Raw genomic sequence first — 21,224 nt, forward strand, 5'->3', positions numbered from 1 at the left:
GGCGGCCCCTACTGCCTCTCCCGGCCCGGCAGGAACTCCTGCACCTTCGCCTTGAAGCCCTGCCGGACCATCGCCCCCCGGTCCGCGTCGCCCTTGAGGATCGCGGTGGCGGTGGCCTCGATCTGCTCCCAGCTGGCGTGCGGCGGGACCGGGGGAACCGCCGGGTCGGTGAGGAACTCCACCACCGCCGGACCGTCCGCCGCCAGCGCGGCCCGCCAGGCGCCCTCGACGTCCTCGGGCCGCTCCACCCGGATGCCGGTCAGCCCCAGCGAACGGGCGAAGTCGGCGTAGCGCACGTCCGGGAGCTCCTGCGAGGGCAGGAAGGACGGGGCGCCCTCCATGGCCCGCATCTCCCAGGTGACCTGGTTCAGGTCCCGGTTGTTCCAGACGCCCACCACCAGCCTCGGGTCCTCCCACCGGTCCCGGTACTTCGCGGCGGTGATCAGCTCGGCCAGCCCGTTCATCTGCATCGCCCCGTCCCCGGCCAGCGCGACGACGGGCCGGTCCGGGTGGGCGAACTTCGCGCCGATCGCGTACGGCACCGCGCAGCCCATCGTCGCCAGCGTGCCGGAGAGCGATCCGCGCATGCCCTCGCGCAGGGTCAGGTGCCGCGCGTACCAGTTCGCGGTGGAACCGGAGTCCGAGGTGACGATCGCGTCTGCCGGCAGCAGCGGGTCCAGGGCGGCGGCCACGTACTCCGGGTTGATCGGATCGGCCTCCAGGGCGGCCCGCCGCCCCATCGTCTCCTTCCAGCGCGCGACATTGGCGCACACCGTGTCGTACCACTCCCGGCCGCGCCCGCCCTCGATCAGCGGGATCAGCCGCTCCAGCGTGGCCCGCGCGTCCCCGACCAGGTTCACCTCGTACGGGTACCGCATCCCGATCATGTGCGGGTCGATGTCGATCTGCACGCCGCGCGCCGCGCCGAACTCCGGCAGGAACTGGGAGTACGGGAACGAGGAACCGATGGTCAGCAGGGTGTCGCAGTCCCGCATCAGCTCGTACGAGGGACGCGTCCCCAGCAGGCCGATCGAGCCGGTGACGTACGGCAGTTCGTCGCTGAGGACGTCCTTGCCGAGCAGCGCCTTGGCGACGCCCGCGCCGAGCAGTTCCGCCAGCGTCTCCACCTGGTGCCGGGCCCCGGCCGCGCCCTGCCCGACCAGGATCGCCACCTTGTCACCGGAGTTGAGGACCTCCGCCGCCCGCCGCACCGACTCCTCGGACGGAACGGCCGTCCACGCGCCGCGGTCCAGACTGGACGGCACCATCTTGAAGGCGTGCGTGGGCGGCGAGTAGTCCAGCTCCTGGACGTCGCCGGGGATGATGACGGCCGTGGGGCAGCGCCGCGCGTACGCCGTGCGGATCGCCCGGTCCAGCACGTTCGGCAACTGCTCGGGAACGGTCACCGTCTCCACGAACTCCGAGGCGACGTCCTGGAACAGCGTGTGCAGGTCCACCTCCTGCTGGTACGAGCCGCCCATCGCCGTGCGGTGCGTCTGCCCGACGATCGCCAGCACCGGGACATGGTCCAGCTTGGCGTCGTACAGGCCGTTCAGCAGATGGATCGCGCCCGGCCCCGAGGTCGCCGCGCACACCCCGAGCCGGCCGCTGAACTTGGCGTAGCCGACCGCCTGGAACGCCGACATCTCCTCGTGCCGGGACTGCACGAACCGCGGCCGGTCGTCCGCCCGGCCCCAGGCGGCGAGCAGCCCGTTGATGCCGTCGCCGGGATAGCCGAAGACCTGCTCGACACCCCACTCGCGCAGCCGCTGGAGCACATGGTCGGAGACGGTGGAACCCATGGAAACGGACCTCCAGGACGAATCGGGGGCGGTGCCGGTAGCGGCCCTACGGGTCACCCCGCCGGGCGGCCGGAAACCTGTGGTGTTTGCCGCGTCGCTTCCGGGGCAGGCGCACCCCTGGTGCTTCGGACAGGAGGCACGCCCGTGGGAGCGGCGCGACGCCGCCCCCGGCGGCCCGTCCGGAAGCCGGACGCGCTCCCGCGGTGACCGCCCGACCCCCAGGACCGAGCGTCACCCCGGCGTCCCCTCACGTCCCCCCGGCCCCCGCCGGGCGAGCCGCCGCCGGCGTGCCGGTCCGGTCCCGCCCCCCCCAAGGGAGCAGCGACGCCCCATGCCGACCCCAGTCAGCACCAGGCACCACCCGCACGACGACGCTCCCGACACCGCGGCGGCCTTCCGCGAACTCGCCGCGCTCCCCGCCGGCCCGCGGCGCGACGCCCTCCGCGACCGGATCGTGGAGGCCTGGCTGCCGATGGCCGAACGGCTCGCCGGCCGCTTCCGCAGCCGCGGCGAGAGCTACGAGGACCTGCGCCAGGTGGCGGCCCTCGGCCTGGTCAAGGCCGTCGACCGGTACGACCCGGGGCGCGGCCACGCCTTCGAGAGCTACGCCGTGCCGACCGTCACCGGCGAGATCAAACGGCACTTCCGCGACCACCTGTGGACCCTGCACGTGCCCCGCCGCGTCCAGGACCTGCGCAACCGCGTCCGCCAGGCCGGCCAGGAGCTGTCCCAGACCCTCCCCGGCCGCGCCCCCGGCGTCGCCGAGATCGCCGCCCGCACCGGCCTCGGCGAGGAGGACGTCCGCGAGGGCCAGGCGGCCCTGGAGAGCTTCTCCGCGCTCTCCCTGGACGCCGAACTGCAGGGCGGCGACGACGGCTACTCGCTCGGCGACGCCCTCGGTGGCCCCGACCCCGCGCTGGACACCGTCGTCGACCGCGAGGCCGTCAGGGGCAGTCTCGCCGCCCTGCCCGAACGCGAACGGGCCATCCTCTACATGCGGTTCTTCGACGACATGACACAGAGCGGCATCGCCGAACGGCTCGGCATCTCCCAGATGCACGTCTCCCGGCTGATCAGCCGCTGCTGCCACCGGGTGCGCGAACAGGTGCTGCGGGAACCGTCCGACTGACGCGGACCCGCGCGGGCCGCGCGCGGGCGCGGCGGAACCCGGTCCGTCACCCGCCCGGGCGCCCCGGTCCCGCGAACGGAGCAGGGCCGCGCGCGGGCCGGGGCCGGGCGGGCTGTGATGGTGGGGGCCGGGTCGCGAGGTCCTTCCGCCCGCCCCCCCCGGAGGGCGGCCCGTGAACGGGACCGCGCGCCACGGCCCAGGCCCTGTCGTCGGCCTCCGGGCCGGGCGACAGGACCCGCGGGCGCGAGTGCCGTGCCCCCGCAGCCGTCGCTCGAAGGAGCCCGCCCCATGCCCACCGGCCGCACCGAGGGCCGCGCCGCCCGCCGCCGCGCCGCCCGCGCCCTGATGACCGCCGCCCTGGCCGTCGCCGCCCTGGGCCCCGCCACCGCCCCCGGCGTCGCGGCCCCGGCCGCCCCCGCCGGGGGAACCGTGCCCGGGTTGCCGGAGGAGGGGGACACCGGCCCGGCGGAGGTCCCCGAGATCCCCGACGGCGAACTCCCCGGCGGGGAGGACGTCCCCGAGATCCCCGACGCCGACGAGGACGGCCCCGCCTTGGACGAGGACGGCCCCGCCTTGGACGAGGAAGGACCGGCTCTCGGCGAGGACGAACCCGGCTTCGACGAAGGGGAACCAGCCGAGCCCCTCGAAGGGGAGGCCGGGACCCACGCCGCCCCCGGCGATCACGGGTCCGCCCCCACCGCCGAGGTCAGCCCCGCCGCCGTCCGGCCCGGTGCCCACGTCACCGTCTCCGTCACCTGCCCCGCCACCGGCAGGCCCGCCCCCGCCGCCCTGGACGCGAACTCCCCGGCGTTCGAGAAGAGGACCGTCGCCCTCGCCAGGGTCCCCGGGCACCGGGCGGACCCCGCCTACCGGGGCACCGCCCGCATCACTCCCGCCGGCCACACCGGCGAGCACACGGCCCCGGCCGGGCCCGGCTCCGCCCGGACCGTCGAGGGCACCTGCCCCGCCCCGCACGGCGGCAAGGGCCGCCCGTGGAAGGCGACGTTCACCGTGACGGCGCACGACGGCGCCGCGCCCTGCCGCGAACCCGTACGGCCGGGCGAGCACTGCGCCACCGCCCCGCCCTGCCCCGAACCGGTCCGCCCCGGCAAGCCCTGCGCGAGCCGGCCGCCGTGCCCCGAACCCGTCCCCGAGGGCGGCTCGTGCGAAGACGCCCCGGCCCCGCACGGGGTGCGCGCGGGGACGGGCGGCGCCTTCACCGACTCCGTACCCGCCCTGGTGGCCGGCGGCGTCCTCGTCGCGGGCGCGTTCGCCGCCGCCGCCCACCGGCTGCGCCCCCGCCGGCGGACGCGCCCCGGGGGCGGCTGACCGCCCCGCTGTGATCCGCGCAACCCGCCTCCGGGGCCATGGGCGGGCGGCGCGCTGGGTACTCAGAGCACGACCGGTGTCACCACCGACGCCGGCCGGCACGGCGACGCGCACCCCGCCCCGCGAGGCGACGGGTGCCGGCACCACGGAACTGGCGGAGGTACCGATGCGGCGGACGGTCCCCGAAGACCACGGCCCCGTCCGGTTCGGGCCGCCGCTGCCCGACGACGGCCTGCCCGTACCGGCCGAGCTGTCCGCCGTCCTCGCCGCCGCCGCGGGCCGCACCGGCCAGGACCCGGTCGGCGGCGCCCCCGCCCTGCTCGACGCCGCCCGCGGCTACTGGGAGCGGCGCGGCCTGCCCACCGACCCCGGTGACATCGCCGCCGCCCCCGGCGCCCCGCCCCTGCTGCTGGCGCTGACCGCCGCGCTCGGCGGCGACGTCCTGGTGCCCCGGCCCTGCGCCGCCTGGTGGGCGCCGTACGCCCGGCTGCTCGGCAGGCCCGTCTTCCACGTCGCCACCCCCGCCGAGTGCGGCGGCGTCCCCGACCCGTACGCCCTGCTGGAGACCGTCCGCCGGGTCCGCGCCGAGGGCGGCGAACCGCGGCTGCTCGTCCTGTCCGTCGCCGACGACCCCACCGGCACCGTCGCCCCGCCCGAGGTGCTGCACGAGGCCGTCGAGGCGGCCGTCGCCGAGGGACTGCACGTGGTCGCCGACGAGACCTGGCGCGACACCGTGCACGACCCGCACGACCCGCGCGGCACCGTGCTGATCGGCCCCGCCGAGATGCTCCCCGAGCACGTCACCGTCGTCAGCGACCTGGCCGGCGCGCTGCTCCCGCCCGGCTGGCCCGCCGCCGTCGCCCGCTTCCCCGCCACCACCACCGGCCACCGGCTGCACGCGCGGGTGCTCGACGTGCTCACCGCGCTCGGCGCCCGCCTCGCCGCCCCGGTCACCACCGCCGCCGCGTACGCCCTCGCCGAGCCCGAGCCGGTCGTCGCCCACCGCACGGCCGCCGTCCGGCTGCACGCGCGGGTGGCCGCCGCCGCGCACGCCGCCGTCACCGGCGCGGGCGCCCTCGCCCTGCCGCCGCGCGCCGGCCGCCACCTCTACGCCGACCTCGGCCCGCTGCGCGTCGCCCTCGCCGCCCGGGGCGTCGGCGACGCCCAGGAACTGGAGGACTTCCTCACCGCCCGGCTCGGCATGCCCGCCCCCGGCGGCCACCGCTTCGGCGACGACCTCGCCGCCCTGCGGGTACGGCTGTCCACCGGGCCCCTGCTGGGCTCCGCGGACGAGCGGCGCGCCGCGTGCCCCGCCACCCCGGACCCGCCGGGCCCGCACCGCGCGCTAGACGACCTGACGTCGGTCTTCGACGAACTCCACGACGATCGGCGATGGGAGCCCTCCCGATGACGCAGCAGTCCGAGCCGGCCCCGAGCACCGCCGCCGCCCCCGGCCCCGCGGGCGTCCCCACGCCCCCGCCGCCCGCCCCGCCGCTCGCCGCCCCCCGGCCGCTGGCCGAGCGCCGGGTGTGGCCGCGTACCTTCCACGACCGGCTGACCGCACCGCTGCCCGGCCTGAAGGCCACCGCCCGGTTCGCCCGCGAGGGCGCGGTCAGACCCGGCCGCGAGGGCCTTGCCGACATCCCCCGGCTGCCGGTCGAGCCCGGCCCGCTGCCCCGCGCCGGCGCCGGCGACATCGCCGTCACCTGGGCCGGGCACGCCAGCTGGATCGTGCGGATCGGCGGGCTCACCGTCCTCACCGACCCGGTCTGGTCCCGCCGCATCCTCGGCACGCCCGCCCGGATCACCCCGGTCGGCGTCCCCTGGGACGCGCTGCCGCCCGTGGACGCCGTCGTCATCAGTCACAACCACTACGACCACCTGGACGCGCCGACGCTGCGCCGGCTGCCCCGGGACACCCCGGTGTTCGTGCCGGCCGGGCTCGGCCGCTGGTTCCACCGCCGCAGGTTCACCGTCGTCACCGAGCTGGACTGGTGGGAGGCGGCCGAGCTGAAGGGCGTCCGCTTCGACTGCGTACCGGCCCACCACTGGTCCAAGCGCACCCTCACCGACACCTGCCGCAGCCTGTGGGGCGGCTGGGTGCTGACCGCCCCGGACGGGCGGCGCGTGTACTTCGCCGGCGACACCGGCTACGGCCACTGGTTCACCCGGATCGGCCGCCGCCACCCCGGCATCGACCTCGCCCTGCTGCCGATCGGCGCCTACGACCCCCGCTGGTGGCTCAGCGACGTCCACTGCGACCCGGAGGAGGCCGTCCGGGCCGCCCAGGACCTCGGCGCCCGCCGGATGGCGCCCATGCACTGGGGCACGTTCGTGCTCTCCGCCGAGCCCGTCCTGGAACCCCTCACCCGGGTCCGCGCCGCCTGGGAGAAGGCCGGCCTGCCCCGCGAGGACCTCTGGGACCTCCCGGTCGGCGCCTCCCGCGTCCTGACCGCGCGACCGCCCCGCCGCCCGGCCGCCACGACCGCGCCCCGCCACGCGTGACCCCGGCCGCGCGTGGCCGTTCGATGACGGCCGTACGCCCGTGACCTGCCGCGGGTGACCGGGGCGCGCGGCGTACGCCCGCGCGCCCCGGTGCGCGGGACTCCCCGCTCTCCGTCAGACGTCCGCGCCCCACCCGCGCGTGCCCTCCTGACCCCGGCCGGCCGCGCGGCCCGCGCCACCCGGCGCGGCCCGCCGCGCGGCGGCTACGCCTTCTCCGGTCCCCGCACCCGCTTCCACACGCTCGGGGCCGCGCTGACCACCACCGTCAGCACGACCGCCGCGACCACGCCCTCCCACGGCTCCTTGAACAGGGAGCCGCCCAGGATGCCGATCAGCTGGTACGTCACCGTCCAGGCCAGGCAGGCCGGCAGATTGCCGCGCACGAAACGCCGGGTCGGCCACTTGGCCAGCAGGCACGCCAGCATCACCGGTATCCGGCCCGCCGGGACCAGCCGGGACAGCACCAGCACCGCGACCCCGTGCTCGGCGAGCTTCTCCTGCGCCTGCGCCAGCCGGTCCTCGGGCGCCCGGGAGCGGATCGCCTCCAGCCAGCGCGACCCGTTCTTCGACCGCATCCCGCGCCGCCCCAGCCAGTACAGCGCCACATCCCCGCAGAACGCCGCCAGCGACGCCGTCAGGAACACCATCCCCAGCGAGATCGTCGCCTGGTGAAAGGCCACCACCGCCGCCGAACTGACCAGCACCCCCGTCGGCACCACCGGAACCAGCGCCCCGATCAGCACCAGCAGGAACAACGACGGATAGCCGAGCGCCTGCTGGGTGGCCTCCGTCGGGACGACCGTCACGGCCGATCCGAGCCACGTCACCGGGCGGCCTCCAGAAGCACGCTCTCACCGTGCGTGAGCCGGTGCACCGCCACGCCCGGCGCGCGCAGTGCGGCCCGGCGCACGAACTCGTCGCCCGGCGCGTGGAACTCATGGGGGCGCACGGCGTCCATCCCGATCGGCCAGTACGTTCCGTAGTGCACCGGCACCGCGCTGCGCGGCGCCAGCCGGGCCAGTGCCTGGGCCGCCCGGTCCGCGTCGAGGTGCTCCTCGCCCAGGTGCGGCCCCCAGCCGCCCACCGGCAGCAGCGCCGTGTCGACCGGCCCGACCTCCCGCGCCATGTCGTCGAAGAGCCCGGTGTCCCCGGCGAAATACGTGCGCGCCGCGCCCTCGATGACGTAACCGAGGGCGGGGGAGCGGTGCGGCCCCAGCGGCAGCCGCCTCCCGTCGTGCCGGGCCGGCACCGCCCGGATGCGCAGGTCGCCGACGACCGCCTCGTCACCGGGCACCACCTCGGTCACCGCCAGATGGGAGAGCCGGCGCAGCCCCGGCACCGTCCGCGGCGCGCCCCGGGGCACGAGCAGGCGCGTGCCCGGCGCGAGCCGCGCCAGGGACGGCACGTGCAGGTGATCGGCGTGCAGATGGGAGACGAGCGTCACGTCCGCGCGCCACGCGGCGGGCGGGGGGAGCGCGCCGCGGCGCCTGCGCAGATGCGCGAGCCGGCGCGTGAACAACGGGTCGGTGAGCACACGTATGCCCGAGTCCTGGACCGTGCAGGTGGCATGACCCCACCAGGTGACCTCCACCGGCACCTCTTTGCCTCCTTCGCGCGACTCCCCGCAGCCTACGTGCAGCGGTAGGGTCGGCGGCGAAAACCGGAGGTGAGGGGGACGCCATGGGACCGGTGAGAGTCACGGCGATCGCGAGCCTGACGCCGCTGGAGGAGTTGGACGCCGACCCCTTCCTGGTGGACTCGCGCAGCCAGCACGCCATGTGCGCCCGCTGGGCCGCCGAGCACGGGTACGTCGTCGCCAGGGAACTGCTCGTCAGCCGCCTGCGCCCGGACCACGACGTCCTCTGGGACGGCGTCCGGCCCGGCCGCGACCTGTTCGTCGCGCCCAGCCGACGGGTGCTGGAGAGCGCGCTCGCCTCGGTCGAGGAGTTCGCCGTCCAGTGCGCGCGGCGCGGGGTCCGGGTGGAGACCGTGGGGCGCGCGGAACCGTCGTACGACGCGGCGATGAAGGCGTGCGTGCACCGCAGGCTGTCGATGCCGACGGCCGGGTACGACGGCCGCTGAGCCGGCCCCGTCCGGCCCGGTCCTGCCCTGCGCGGGCGTTGTGACACGCTGGGGGCGGTCCGTGTCCGAGGCGGGCCGGAACGTGAGGTGTGCGGAGCGTGAACGCGTGAACGGAGGGCGCTGGCGGCGGATCGCCAGTCAGATCGGCCGGAGTGTGACGGTGTGGGCCGTCTCCACGGTGACCATGCTGGTCCTCGCCGGCCTGCTGCCGGACTTCCAGCTCCAGTCCGCCGACGGCGACAGTGCCACCCGGATCGCCGTGACCGCCGCGTTCGGCGCCGGCGCCTTCGGCCTGCTGTCGGCGCTGGTGTGGCCGCTGCTGGTCCGGCTGCTGCTGCTGGTGCCGGCCCTCGTCCTCGGCCTGCTGGTCTTCTTCCTCAACGGCGCGCTGCTGCTCGTCGCGCTCCGCGTCAACCCCTCCGCGCACGGCGCCGCGTCCCCCGAGACCGCCGTCGTCGTGGCCGCCGTGATGTCGGCCGTCGCCTCCGCCACCGGCGGCGCGCTCGCCGTCCGCGACGACGACGCCTACCGCCGCCGCCTCTACCGCCTCGCCGACCGCCGCCGCGGCCGGACCGGCCCGCCCTGCCCGGCCGGCCCCGGCACCGTCTTCATCCAGCTCGACGGCGTCGGCCACGACGTCCTGCGGGCCGCCGCCGGCAAGGGCGCCATGCCCACCGTCGCCCGCTGGCTCGGCGACGGCACCGCCCCCGGCACCCACCGGCTCACCCCCTGGCGCACCGACTGGTCCAGCCAGACCGGCGCCAGCCAGCTCGGCATCCTGCACGGCAGCAACCACGACATCCCCGCCTTCCGCTGGTACGAGAAGGACACCCGCGAGGTCATGGTCTGCAACCGCCCCTCCAGCGCCGCCGAACTCCAGCGCCGCGCCGTCGCGCGCACCGGCGACGGCGGCCTGCTCACCCTGGACGGCGCCAGCCGCGGCAACCTCTTCAGCGGCGGCGCCGACGAACAGGCCCTCGTGCTCTCCATCGCGGTGCGCCGCCGCAGCCGGGAGACCCGCTCCCGGGCCGGGTACTTCGCCTACTTCTCCGACCCCGCCAACGCGGTCCGCACCGCCCTGTCGTTCGGCGCCGAGGTGGCCCGCGAGATCGGCCAGTCGCTGCGCGCCCGCCTCCACAAGGTCCGCCCCCGCGTCTCGCGCGGCGGCCTGTACCCCTTCGTCCGGGCCTTCGCGACCGTCGTCGAACGGGACGTCGTGGTCGCCGCCGTCATCGGTGACATGCTGGCCGGCCGCACCGCCGTCTACGCCGACCTGGTCGCCTACGACGAGGTCGCGCACCACTCCGGCCCGCACAGCCGGGACGCCGAGAAGGTCCTCGCCCGCCTCGACCGCTCCCTCGCGCTGATCGAGAAGGCGGCCGAGCACGCGCCCCGCCCGTACCGGATCGTCGTCCTGTCCGACCACGGCCAGAGCCCCGGCGAGACCTTCCACGCCCGCTACGGCCTCACCCTCGCCGACCTGGTCCGGGCCGGCTGCGGACTGCCCGTGCCGCGCCGCGCGCAGCGCACCCACAGCGGCGCCGAGGCCCGCAACACCGTGCGCGCCGCGATGGGCCGCCCGGTCGAGGAGGGCGGCGAACAGCACCGCCCCTCGCGCCGCCGCTCCGAACCCCTCGTCCTCGCCTCCGGCAACCTGGGTCTGGTCTCCTTCCCGGACGTCGGGCACCGCATGAGCCGGGAAGAGATCGACGCCCGCCATCCCGCGCTGCTCGCCACCCTCGCCAACCACCCCGGCATCGGCTTCCTGCTGGTCCGCAGCGAGGCGCAGGCCGACGCCGAGCACGACGGGGTGGTGCTCGGCGCGCGCGGCGCGGAGATACCGCTGGACCGGCTCGACGAGGACCCCGGCCCGCTCGCCGCCTTCGGGCCCGGCGCCGCCGACGCCGTGCGCCGCACCCACTCCTTCCCGCACACCGCCGACATCATGGTCAACTCCGCCCTCGACCCGGCCGACGGCGAGGTGCTCGCCTTCGAGGAGCAGATCGGCTCGCACGGCGGACTCGGCGGCGCCCAGTCCACGGCGTTCCTGCTCTCCCCGACCGCGCTGACCGCGCCGGTCGCCGAGGGCGCCGAACTGGCCGGCGCCGAGCACGTCCACCGCGTGCTGCGCCGCTGGCTGCGCGAGTCCGACGGCCCGCAGATCCCGCTGGACGATTCACCGCCGCAGGCTCACGAGGACGCACCATTTACGGTGCCGGACGGGGTCGTACAGGACAAAAGTGCCTGATTTGGAGCGCCGCCCGGGGGTGTCCGACCATGGGCGGCGGCCCGGCGATCCCGGGCGGCATTTCCCAGAGAGGCGCACCACCCCATGCACGTCACCGGGACCGTAACCCCGCCGGCCCCGCAGCGGACCCCCGACCGGCACACCCGCCGCTTCGGACTCCCCGTCGCCACCGCCCTGGTCATGGGCAACATCATCGGCGGCGGCATCTTCCTGCTCCCGGCCTCCGTCGCCCCCTTCGGCACGGTCAGCCTGCTCGCCTTCGGCGTCCTCACCGTCGGCGCGATCGCCCTCGCCCTGGTCTTCGGCCGGCTCGCCGCCCGCGACCCCCGCACCGGAGGCCCGTACGTCTACGCCCGCGAGGCGTTCGGTGACTTCGCCGGGTTCCTCGCCGCCTGGGCGTACTGGATCACCACCTGGGTCTCCAACGCGGCCCTCGCCGTCGCCGCCGTCGGCTACCTCGACGTCCTGATCCCGGTCGACGGCCACCGCTGGACCGCGTGCCTGGCCGCGCTCGTCCTCCAGTGGCTGCCGGCCCTGTCCAACCTCGCCGGCACCCGGTACGTCGGAGCCGTCCAGCTCGTCTCCACGGTGCTGAAGCTCGCGCCGCTGCTGCTCGTCGCGGTCGGCGGGCTGTTCTTCTTCGACGCGGACAACCTCGGCCCGTTCGACGCGAGCGGCGGCGGCGCGATCGGCGCGGTCTCCGCCTCCGCCGCCCTGCTGCTCTTCTCCTACCTGGGCGTGGAGTCCGCCGCGGTCAGCGCCGGCGAGGTCAGGGACCCGCGGCGGACCGTGGGCCGGGCCACCGTGATCGGCACCGCGGGCGCCGCCCTCGTCTACCTGCTGGGCACCCTGTCCGTCTTCGGCACGGTCGCCCACGACCGGCTCGTCGGCTCCACCGCGCCGTTCTCCGACGCCGTGAACGCCATGTTCGGCGGTTCCTGGGGCGGCTGGGCGGTCGCGCTGGCCGCGCTGGTCTCGATGACCGGCTGCCTCAACGGCTGGACGCTGCTCAGCGCGCAGACCCCGTACGCCGCCGCCCGGGACGGCCTCTTCCCGGCCGCCTTCGCCCGCAAGCGGCGCGGGGTGCCCACGGTCGGCGTCGGCGTCACCGTGGTCCTCGCCTCCCTGCTCACCGTCTACAACTACGCCTCCGGTTCCGGCCGGGTCTTCGAGGTCCTCGTCCTCGTCACCACCTTCACCGCCACCGTGCCCTACCTGCTGGCCACCGCCGCCCAGCTGTTCCACCTGGTCTCCGGCCGCCGCGACCGGGTGAACGGCGCCCGGCTGGCCCGGGACTCCGTGGTGGCGTCGGTGGCCGCGGCCTTCTCCCTGTGGCTGGTCGCGGGCGCCGGGTACCAGGCGGTCTACCAGGGCGTGCTGTTCCTGTTCGCGGGCGTCCTGGTGTACGCGGTCCTGGCGGGCCGCCGCGGCCGTGTCCGGAGTCCGGCGGGGAGTCCGGCGGACGGTGGGCCCCCGTTCGCCGTGGAGCGGCCCGGAGTGTGATCGGATAGGGACGGAACCATCCGAACCGCGAAAGGACTTGACGTGGCCACCACGCGCTCCGCACACACCGTCTGGGAAGGCAACCTGTTCGAGGGCAACGGCGTCGTCACCTTCGACTCGTCCGGCATCGGCGAGCAGCCGGTGTCCTGGCCGTCCCGCGCCGAGCAGGCGAACGGGAAGACCAGCCCCGAGGAGTTGATCGCCGCCGCCCACTCGTCCTGCTTCTCCATGGCGCTGTCCAACGGCCTGACCGGCGCCGGCACCCCGCCCACCAGGCTGGTGACCTCCGCCGACGTCACCTTCCAGCCGGGTGAGGGCATCACCGGCATCCACCTCACCGTGGAGGGCACCGTCGACGGCCTCGACGACGACGCGTTCGTGGCCGCCGCCGAGGACGCCAAGAAGAACTGCCCGGTCAGCCAGGCCCTGGCCGGCACGACCATCACGCTGTCGGCGAAGCTCGCCTGAACCGCCGCCGCGCGCCCCTTCCGCCGCGACCCGGCGGAAGGGGGACGCGGATCACGCGCCGTCGCCGTCCCGCTCCAGCAGGTGCAGGGCGCGCAGGGACGCCTCCAGGGCGAAGCGGCGGTCGGGGTCGGCGAGGCGGTCGCCCAGCAGCGAGTCCAGGTTGCGCAGCCGGTAGCGGACGGTCTGGGCGTGCACCCCCAGCAGCTCACCGACCTGCTCGGCGGGCGCCCGGGTCGAGACGTGCACCCGCAGGGTCTCCACCAGCCGGTCGCGGCGGCTGGCGGGCAGCCGGTCGACGGGGGCCAGCTCCCGGGCCGCGAGGTGGGACACCAGCGCCGGGTCCGACAGGAGCCACAGGGTCACCAGGTGGTCCTCGCACCGGACCACCGGCGCCTCGGGCACGACTCCCTCGTCGATGAGCTGGGCCACCCGCCTGGCCCAGCGGACGGAGTCCGCCGCCTGGGCGAGCGGCACGGTCAGCCCCACCACGGCCCGCGCCCCGGGCAGCGCCGCGTCGAGCATCGCCCGCCGCTCCGGGGTGAGCGCGCCGGGCACCAGCAGGTGCGGCTGCGGGCCGTCCAGGTCCGCGAGGACGTCGTCGGCCAGCCCCGCCTCCAGGTGCTCCGGCACCGGTGAACGCAGGGCGATCATCGTGATCTCGGCGGGCAGCGGCCAGGCGGCGGCCTCGCAGAGCCCGGTCAGCGCCTGCGGCAGCGGGGGAGCCGCGAGGATGAGGTGCAGCAGCCGTCTTCGCTGCGCCGGCACCTCGGAGAAGGCCCGTGACTGCACCTCGGCATAGCCCTCGCGGGAGATCCGCTCCAGCTCCTCGACGTAGGCGAAGAGGGCGTCGGCGAAGGCGAGGATCAGGGAAGGGGAGAGCCGGTACTGCTGGCCCACGGCCTTGGCGCGGCGCAGCGCGACACGGGCGCCGAGCCGGTACGCCCCTTGCAGGGTGTCCAGGTCGCGGCCCTCGTAGGCCTCCACGCGGCCGAACCTGCGCAGGAGTTCGTCGCGGAGCGCCGCGTTCTTGCCCGGTTCGGCGACCCGGTCCACGAAGGCGTAGAGGGCCTGCTCGACACCCTGCCGGATGGCGTCGGCGTTCGGGCCGTTGAGCAGGCGGCCGTACACCGGGTAGGCCCGGGTGACCTCGATGCCGATCTCCTTCATGAGACCGGGCAGTTCCGGCCGCATGAAGGCGGCGAACTCCTTGGGAAGGGGTTCGAGCGGTTCACCGACGTCCGGCGGCCGCGCGGTTGAAGGCATGAGTGCCGTCCCTTGCTCTCCGGTGCCCACGGTGCGCCGGCCGTGTGCCGCCCCACGCGCGGGTACGGGGGGAGGCACACGGCCCCACTTGAGGTGCTGCGTGCTGGGCTGCTGAAGCTAAATCATGTTCGGTGGGACGTACACAGTCTGTGCACATTTCGGTGCGGCGGGACGGGACAGGGGCGCCGGGACGGCTGAGAATCGCCGTTGCGCGGCCATTAATTGACGGCGGAGTGCCAGTTCTGCGCGAGGCGCTTGCCCGCGTCGGGGGCGACCGTGCCGGGCGCGTTCAGACCGGCGAGGGCGGTCTGGGTGTTGTTGAGCGTCAGGCTGTTCTTCCCGGCGGCGGAGGGCAGTCCGGTCTTGAGGTTGACCGCCGCGTCGATGATGCCCAGCAGCCCCAGTCCGCAGCCGCTGGCGCCGGGCACCGCGAAGGTGCTGTCGTTCTGCGTCGACCCGGTGAGGTTGATACGGCTCATCTCGCCGTCGTCGGCCCGGGTGCCGTCACCGTCGAAGAACGTCATCCCGAACTCGGGGAACGTCAGGTTCTGCGGCCGCAGCACGATGGGCTTGGACTGGGTGCCGATGTAGCAGTTGCTGCCGAGCAGCGGGTTCTCCAGGTGGATGCGGACCGGGATGGCGACGATCGGCTCGCCGGTGACGATGCCCGCGGTCTGGTTGAAGGCGTAGGGCGCGCCGGCGGACTCCACCGTCGCCGTGATCTTGTTGAGGGTGCTGTTGCCGAGCTGTTCGCACAGGGCGGTGACGGCGGGCACGTTGCTCGGGCACATCAGGCCCAGGAGGCCGCCGGGGACGGTCGCGGAGTCGGCGATCAGGGCGCCGCCGGCCGGGGCGACGACGGTGCTGGTCCCGTCGGAGTTCTGCACGACCCCGATCTGGAGGTTGGTCCGGCCCGTGGTGACGGTGGTGTTGCCGAGCTTGATGGAGCCGCTCGCCGAGCTGGAGACCACGCACTGCGGGGTCCGGGCCAGGCCGTCGGCGGCCAGCATTGCCGGCGCGTCCACGGGACAGCGGGTGAAGGGCGCCCACTCGCCGTTCGGGACGGCCGCCGCGGCGGTCGCGGTGCCCATCGTGGCGAAGGCGCCGAGCGCGGTGCCGAGCGCGGTGGCGGTGGTGGCGAGTCTGGTGCCGAGGGAGAACCGCATCATGTGGCCTTCCGGGAGAGGGAGGGGAGAGGGGGGTTTCAGCGTTCGGCTACGGGGATCTTCTTGGGCTGGGCGTCCTCGGTGCACTCGTCCGGGTTGAGCACCTCGGCCGAGACGAAGCAGGCCTGGCCCTGGATCTGCTTGACGTAGTTGCCGGGACCGGAGACGGAGGCGGTGAGCAGCCGGTCGAGGTTCTCTCCGTCGGCCGTGCCGCAGCCCGTGAAGGCGGGGATGGTGACCTCGCCGGTCAGCGGACCGCCGGAGAGCAGCAGATAGCCGGTGGCGGGCTCGCCGATGTTCTGTTCGCCCCGGCCGTGCAGGATCAGGTGGTCACCGGGGTACTTCTCCGGCTCCGGCTCCGGTGAGGCCAGGGAGGTCCTGGTCCGGCACTCGGTGCCCACGTCCAGCGGGGTGCCGTTGACCTCCAGGGCCGTCACCCGGAGGGTGATCGGGGCCCGGACGTAGGTGTCGGTGCTGGTGAACGCGAAGTCGGTGAAGCCGTTGGAGTCGATGGTCATCGGACCGGTCTGCTCCAGCACCATGGTGGCCTTCGTCGGGGTGAAGTCGAAGGACAGGAAGGTGGCCTGGAACGGCGGGGTCCGCTTGCGCTGCTGGTACCAGAGGTCGGCGGTGGAGTGCTGGGTGATGGTGGCGCCGCTGAAGTCGGGCAGGAACTCGAACTGCGGCTCGCCCTGGGTGATGAGGGTGCAGAACGGCGGGATCAGCGCGGCCCCGTCGAGCTTGTTCACGTTGGCGTAGCCGGTGATGTAGGCGTTCAGCGACATCGGTCCGGCCGGGTACTTGGCGTCGTACTTGCAGGTCGGCGCCGCCCGTTCGGCGGTGCCGCCGCCCGGCAGGGGCTCGGCCACCTTCGGGGCGCGCTCGCCCTGCCGCTCCGGGTCGCCGCCGCCCGGCTGCCCCGGTGTGCCGGAGGCGGACGGTTCCCCGGAGGGTGACCCGCTCGGGGACTCCGTACCGCCGGACCCGTCCGTGCCGAGGGGTACGGCCGCCAGCCGGCCGCCGTCCGGCGCCTCGTCGGCGAGCCGGCAGGGGACGGTCAGCGAGGCGGGATCGGTGGCGCCGCCGTCCGCGGTGGACGGCGCCAGGTCGACGGTGAGGCTCCCGGCGGTGAAGGTCAGGTCGTGCGTGCCCCGGCCGGTCACCGTGGGGACGTCCCCCGTCGCGGCCAGTGTCAGCGGCCCGGACGGCGGCAGGGGCACGGGCTCGGTGTCACCCCGCCAGACGGCCTCGGCTGCGGCCTCGCCCTGGGCGACCCCGACGGCGAGCCGGGTGGCCGCCCGGACCCCGGCGGCGCCCAGCGCGGTGAGGTCGGTGACGGCCTGCTCCGGCAGTTCGACGGTGGTGGTGACGTCCGCGGGCCGGACCGGCTCACCGGCCACCGCCCGGTCCGGGAGGGTCGCGGAGATCCGTACCGTGGCCGGCTGCTCCCCGGACGGCAGCGCGCACACGTACGGCAGGGCGGCGTCGACCGCCCGCGTACCGGCCGCGCCGGCCGCGCCGGCCGTCAGGGGCACGGTCGCGGCCAGCACGACGAACGCGGCGACGGCCGCGCGCCGCGCGGGACGCGGGGCGGTACGGGGGAGTGTCATCTGTCGCTCCGCTCGGGTCGGTCGGGTCGGGACGGCCGGCGGTGGCCGTCGCGTACGGGGGGCGGCCCGGAAGGCGCCCGGCCGGAACGACCGGCCGGGCGCTCAGGAGCCGTTCTCCCCTTACGGGTTGGAGCCGACGATGGTCGGGATGGTGGAGGTGCCCGCGACCTTGACCGCGTAGTTGCCCTTGAAGGTGGGCTTGGTGGAGGTCGTGACCACGGTGCCGCAGCCGGAGGCCGAGGTGACGGACAGGTCGCCGGTGACGCTGTTGACCGCCAGGACGCCGGTGGAGTTGGTGTAGGTGCCGGTGGCCTTGCCCTCGACGGTGAACGCACAGGCGCCGGCGGTCACCTTCGCCTTGACGTTGCCGACGTAGCCCTTGGTGACGCCGGTCGAGGCGGTGTAGTCCTGCGCGACGACGGTCCAGGGGGTGGTCGCCACGGTCGTGACGTTGCCCAGGACGCTGGTGCACGGGGAGGCGCTCGTACCGAAGTTGATGGCGTTGATGGACGCCACCGTCGCGGGGTTGCCGGTCGCGCTGGCCAGCGTGCCGGAGGCGGAGGACGTGGTGCAGGTGAGCGGGATGTTGGCCGTCAGCACGATGTTCCCGACGTTCGTGGCCGTGAAGCTGGCCGGCGACGGGGTGACGGTCCAGACGGTGGAGGGGACGGCCGAGGCGGGGGCGACGGCCATGGCGAAGGCGGCGGCACCCGCGCCGGCGACGACGGCGATTCTTGTCAGAGGCTTCTTCATGACTCCGGGACTCTCCTTGTGGATTGACCGGCAGAGGGGGGAGCGCGCCCGCTCCGATGAGCGGGGAAACGGGCGGTCCGCGGCTCGGAAATCCTCGACCGCGCCCTTGACGTTACTTGCGGGAAACTTAGCCGAACAATGTAGCCGACCATGATTCTTTGGGAAAGCCGAAGAATCTGTGCCCCAAGTGAGCGGTCCCCGGGGCGGCTTAGTCATCCCTTGCTAAGGACGGCGCCCTGGCCGGGGCCGGCGCCGGGGCCGTCCGATTCTGCCGGATGCCGGGCCGGGCCGTCCCCCAGCGGCCCTCATCACTCACCTGATGACAAGGAGGGGCCCGGAATTTGTCGCCCCGCTGACAAAGAGCCGATGGCCGAACCGAAACCTACGGAAAAGTCGGAACCGACTCTTGCTCGCTCAGGTTACTCGGCCGTAGCGTGCCGGATACGGCGCTGATCTCCTGGTGGGTACCCCCCGACCGGGGAGTCGCGATGGATGACTTCCGGCCTTGCCCTCCTTCAGGGGCGGACATCCGTCGGCAGGGCCGCGCGGAGCCGTCCCCCCGGCCGCCGCGCGACCCTGCCCCGCACCCCGCAGACAAAGTCCGCGACCGGGTTTGTCTGCGCGGTGACAAAGAAGGAGGAGGCCGACCGAAGCCGGCGTCCCACCTGTTGTCAGTGAACCGTGCACCGGCTTAACGTGCGCTCCGCGGCGCACACCGGCCTCACCCTCTTTGGAGGTGATATGGGAATCGAAGTGGTGGTCGAGGGTCTCACCAAGTCCTTCGGGAAGCAGCGGATCTGGCAGGACGTGAGCCTCACCCTGCCGGCCGGAGAAGTCAGCGTCATGCTCGGTCCGTCCGGCACCGGAAAGACCGTATTTCTGAAGTCGCTGATCGGGCTTCTCAAACCCGAGCGCGGCCGTGTCCTCGTCGACGGAGTGGACATGGTGAACAGTCCGGAGCGCGATATCTACGAGACCCGGAAAAAGTTCGGGCTCATGTTCCAGGACGGCGCCCTTTTCGGTTCCATGTCCCTCTTCGACAACATCGCCTTTCCGCTGCGCGAGCACACCCGGAAGAAGGAGTCCGAGATCCGCCGCATCGTCATGGAGCGGATCGAGGTCGTGGGGCTCCTGGGTGCCGAGGGCAAACTGCCCGGGGAGATCAGCGGCGGCATGCGCAAACGGGCCGGACTGGCCCGCGCGCTCGTCCTCGACCCGCAGATCATCCTCTGCGACGAACCCGACTCCGGGCTCGACCCCGTCCGCACCGCCTTCCTCTCCCAGCTGCTGATCGACCTGAACGCGCAGATCGACGCGACGATGCTGATCGTCACCCACAACCTCGACATCGCCGCCACGGTGCCCGACAACATGGGCATGCTCTACCGGCGGGAACTGGTCACCTTCGGACCCCGCGAGGTGCTGCTGACCAGCGAGGAAGCGGTCGTGGCGCAGTTCCTGGCCGGGCGCCGCGAGGGCCCCATCGGCATGTCCGAGGAGAAGGACGCCGCGACCCTGGCCGCCGAGGCCGCCGCCCCGCGCCCGCAGGCGGACGGCCCCCGCGCGATCGTCCCGCAACTGGAACCGTCCCCCGGGCTGCCGCCGCGCCGCGCCGTCGCCCGCCGCCGCGAACGCGTCCTGGGCATGCTCGACCGGCTGCCGCCCGCCGCCCGCACCGCCATCCAGCGCACCTACGCCACCGGCGGCGCCCCGGGCGTACCCGGGGCGCCCGGGACCGCGGGCACCGCCGCCGCGACCCTCCCGCTGCCGGCCACCGGGAGCGGCACATGATCACCGGCGCCCTGCGGCAGACCGGACAGCTCTTCGCGCTCGCCGCCGAGGTGGCCCGCGCGATCTTCCGACGGCCTTTCCAGTTCCGTGAGTTCATCGAGCAGTTCTGGTTCATCGCGAGTGTCACGATCCTGCCCGCCGCCCTGGTCTCCATCCCGTTCGGCGCGGTGATCGCCCTCCAGGTCGGCTCGCTCACCCAGCAGCTCGGCGCCCAGTCCTTCACCGGCGGCGCCAGTGTGCTCGCCGTCGTCCAGCAGGCCAGCCCGCTGATCGTCGCCCTGCTGATCGCCGGCGCGGCCGGCTCCGCGATCTGCGCCGACCTCGGCTCGCGCACCATCCGCGAGGAACTGGACGCCATGGAGATCATGGGCGTCTCGGCCGTGCAGCGCCTGGTGGTCCCCCGGGTGCTGGCCACCATGGGTGTGGCGGTCCTCCTCAACGGACTGGTCTCCGCCGTCGGCATCCTCGGCGGCTACGTCTTCAACGTCTTCCTCCAGGACGGCACCCCAGGCGCCTACCTCTCCAGCTTCTCCGCCCTCGCCCAGCTCCCCGACCTGTACATCAGCGAACTCAAGGCGCTGATCTTCGGGTTCATCGCGGGCATCGTCGCCGCCTACCGCGGCCTCAACCCGCGCGGCGGCCCCAAGGGCGTCGGCGACGCCGTCAACCAGTCCGTCGTCATCACCTTCCTGCTCCTCTTCTTCGTCAACATGGTGATGACGGGCGTCTACCTCCAGATCGTTCCACCGAAGGGAGGCTGAACCCCGGTGGCCTCCCCGCTCGTCTGGCTCGACCGCTCCGGCGACCAACTCCTGTTCTACGTGCGCTCGCTGCTCTGGATACCGCGCACCCTGCGCCGCTACCTCAGGGAGGTGCAGCGGCTGCTCGCCGAGGTCGCCTTCGGCACCGGCGGCCTGGGGGTGATCGGCGGCACCATCGGCGTGATGATCGCGATGACCCTGTTCACCGGGACCGTCGTCGGACTCCAGGGGTACGCCGCCCTGGACCAGATCGGCACCGCCGCCTTCACCGGGTTCGTCTCCGCGTACTTCAACACCCGGGAGATCGCGCCCCTGGTCGCCGGACTCGCCCTCTCCGCGACCGTCGGCGCCGGCTTCACCGCCCAGCTCGGCGCGATGCGCATCAACGAGGAGGTCGACGCCCTCGAAGGCATGGGGGTGCGCTCCCTGCCCTACCTCGTCACCACCCGCATCATCGCCGGCGTCGTCGCCATCATCCCCCTCTACGCGGTCGGCCTGCTCTCCTCCTACCTGGCCTCCCGCTACGTCACGGTCCTGTTCAACGGCCAGTCCCGGGGCACCTACGACCACTACTTCAACCTGTTCCTGTCGCCGACGGACGTGCTGCTCTCCGTCCTGAAGGTGCTCATCTTCAGCGTGATGGTCATCGTCGCCCACTGCTACTACGGCTACCGCGCCTCCGGCGGCCCGGCCGGGGTCGGGGTCGCCGTCGGCCGGTCGGTGCGCAACGCCATCGTGCTGATCAGCGTCACCGACTTCTTCCTGTCGCTGGCCCTGTGGGGCGCCACCACGACCGTGAAGGTGGCGGGCTGAG

17 protein-coding genes and 1 pseudogene are annotated in these 21,224 nt (G+C 74.4%); 11 read left to right on the plus strand and 7 right to left on the minus strand.

What is annotated here, in order from left to right; all coding sequences use genetic code 11:
* Positions 1–8: 8 nt before the first annotated feature.
* Positions 9–1,802 (minus strand): thiamine pyrophosphate-requiring protein, encoded by a 1,794-nt coding sequence (locus tag Sdagh_RS22520; RefSeq protein ID WP_189418211.1) that lies wholly within the window; start codon positions 1,800–1,802, stop codon positions 9–11.
* A gap of 331 nt (positions 1,803–2,133) precedes the next feature.
* Between Sdagh_RS22520 and Sdagh_RS22525 the strand changes: the two genes are divergently transcribed.
* From Sdagh_RS22525 to Sdagh_RS22540, 4 genes are all read left to right on the plus strand, one after another.
* Positions 2,134–2,931 (plus strand): RNA polymerase sigma factor SigF, encoded by a 798-nt coding sequence (locus tag Sdagh_RS22525; RefSeq protein ID WP_190077175.1) that lies wholly within the window; start codon positions 2,134–2,136, stop codon positions 2,929–2,931.
* A gap of 288 nt (positions 2,932–3,219) precedes the next feature.
* A complete protein-coding gene (locus Sdagh_RS22530) occupies positions 3,220–4,260 on the plus strand; it encodes a hypothetical protein (protein ID WP_190077174.1) in 1,041 nt (346 codons plus the stop codon).
* A gap of 166 nt (positions 4,261–4,426) precedes the next feature.
* Positions 4,427–5,671 carry an aminotransferase class I/II-fold pyridoxal phosphate-dependent enzyme gene (locus Sdagh_RS22535; protein ID WP_190077200.1) on the plus strand — a complete coding sequence of 415 codons (1,245 nt, stop codon included), beginning with the start codon at positions 4,427–4,429 and terminating at the stop codon, positions 5,669–5,671.
* Complete coding sequence (locus Sdagh_RS22540; RefSeq protein ID WP_190077173.1) at positions 5,668–6,765, plus strand: MBL fold metallo-hydrolase; 1,098 nt, start codon at positions 5,668–5,670, stop codon at positions 6,763–6,765. The genes Sdagh_RS22535 and Sdagh_RS22540 overlap by 4 nt, the downstream gene beginning before the upstream one ends.
* Positions 6,766–6,968: 203 nt before the next feature.
* Here the strand turns inward: Sdagh_RS22540 and Sdagh_RS22545 are convergent, their stop codons facing one another.
* Positions 6,969–7,592 (minus strand): DedA family protein, encoded by a 624-nt coding sequence (locus Sdagh_RS22545; RefSeq protein WP_190010532.1) that lies wholly within the window; start codon positions 7,590–7,592, stop codon positions 6,969–6,971.
* Positions 7,589–8,362: an MBL fold metallo-hydrolase gene (locus Sdagh_RS22550; protein ID WP_189418224.1), complete on the minus strand. Its 774-nt coding sequence runs from the start codon at positions 8,360–8,362 to the stop codon at positions 7,589–7,591. Before Sdagh_RS22550 ends, Sdagh_RS22545 begins: the two co-directional genes overlap by 4 nt.
* A gap of 83 nt (positions 8,363–8,445) precedes the next feature.
* On the opposite strand from Sdagh_RS22550, the gene Sdagh_RS22555 reads away from it, so the two are divergent.
* The 4 genes from Sdagh_RS22555 to Sdagh_RS22570 all read left to right on the plus strand — a co-directional run bounded on the left by Sdagh_RS22555 (position 8,446) and on the right by Sdagh_RS22570 (position 13,066).
* On the plus strand, positions 8,446–8,847 hold the full coding sequence (locus Sdagh_RS22555; RefSeq protein WP_189418225.1) for a hypothetical protein: 402 nt from the start codon (positions 8,446–8,448) through the stop codon (positions 8,845–8,847).
* 106 nt (positions 8,848–8,953) lie between these two features.
* Positions 8,954–11,095, plus strand: coding sequence for an alkaline phosphatase family protein (locus Sdagh_RS22560; protein WP_264201197.1), 2,142 nt, complete (start codon positions 8,954–8,956; stop codon positions 11,093–11,095).
* Positions 11,096–11,179: 84 nt separating this feature from the next.
* Positions 11,180–12,598 (plus strand): amino acid permease, encoded by a 1,419-nt coding sequence (locus Sdagh_RS22565; protein WP_190077172.1) that lies wholly within the window; start codon positions 11,180–11,182, stop codon positions 12,596–12,598.
* Between the two features lie 42 nt (positions 12,599–12,640).
* Complete coding sequence (locus tag Sdagh_RS22570) at positions 12,641–13,066, plus strand: OsmC family protein (protein ID WP_189418227.1); 426 nt, start codon at positions 12,641–12,643, stop codon at positions 13,064–13,066.
* Between the two features lie 51 nt (positions 13,067–13,117).
* Here the strand turns inward: Sdagh_RS22570 and Sdagh_RS22575 are convergent, their stop codons facing one another.
* The 4 genes from Sdagh_RS22575 to Sdagh_RS22590 all read right to left on the minus strand — a co-directional run bounded on the left by Sdagh_RS22575 (position 13,118) and on the right by Sdagh_RS22590 (position 17,858).
* Complete coding sequence (locus Sdagh_RS22575) at positions 13,118–14,329, minus strand: PucR family transcriptional regulator (protein ID WP_190077171.1); 1,212 nt, start codon at positions 14,327–14,329, stop codon at positions 13,118–13,120.
* A 218-nt stretch (positions 14,330–14,547) separates the two neighbouring features.
* Entirely contained in the window at positions 14,548–15,498 is a 951-nt protein-coding gene (locus tag Sdagh_RS22580) for a hypothetical protein (RefSeq protein ID WP_189418229.1), read from the minus strand.
* A 35-nt stretch (positions 15,499–15,533) separates the two neighbouring features.
* Complete coding sequence (locus Sdagh_RS22585) at positions 15,534–17,105, minus strand: DUF6801 domain-containing protein (RefSeq protein WP_190077170.1); 1,572 nt, start codon at positions 17,103–17,105, stop codon at positions 15,534–15,536.
* 120 nt (positions 17,106–17,225) lie between these two features.
* Positions 17,226–17,858 carry a hypothetical protein gene (locus tag Sdagh_RS22590; protein WP_189418232.1) on the minus strand — a complete coding sequence of 211 codons (633 nt, stop codon included), beginning with the start codon at positions 17,856–17,858 and terminating at the stop codon, positions 17,226–17,228.
* A 741-nt stretch (positions 17,859–18,599) separates the two neighbouring features.
* On the opposite strand from Sdagh_RS22590, the gene Sdagh_RS22595 reads away from it, so the two are divergent.
* From Sdagh_RS22595 to Sdagh_RS22605, 3 genes and pseudogenes are all read left to right on the plus strand, one after another.
* Entirely contained in the window at positions 18,600–19,649 is a 1,050-nt protein-coding gene (locus tag Sdagh_RS22595; RefSeq protein WP_190077169.1) for an ABC transporter ATP-binding protein, read from the plus strand.
* 8 nt (positions 19,650–19,657) lie between these two features.
* A pseudogene (locus tag Sdagh_RS22600) lies at positions 19,658–20,410 on the plus strand (MlaE family ABC transporter permease); the annotation flags it as partial.
* 6 nt (positions 20,411–20,416) lie between these two features.
* Entirely contained in the window at positions 20,417–21,223 is an 807-nt protein-coding gene (locus Sdagh_RS22605; RefSeq protein ID WP_190010528.1) for an MlaE family ABC transporter permease, read from the plus strand.
* Position 21,224 lies beyond the last annotated feature (1 nt).

It is taken from the genome of Streptomyces daghestanicus (genome assembly GCF_020521275.1).
Taxonomy (GTDB): domain Bacteria; phylum Actinomycetota; class Actinomycetes; order Streptomycetales; family Streptomycetaceae; genus Streptomyces; species Streptomyces griseoviridis.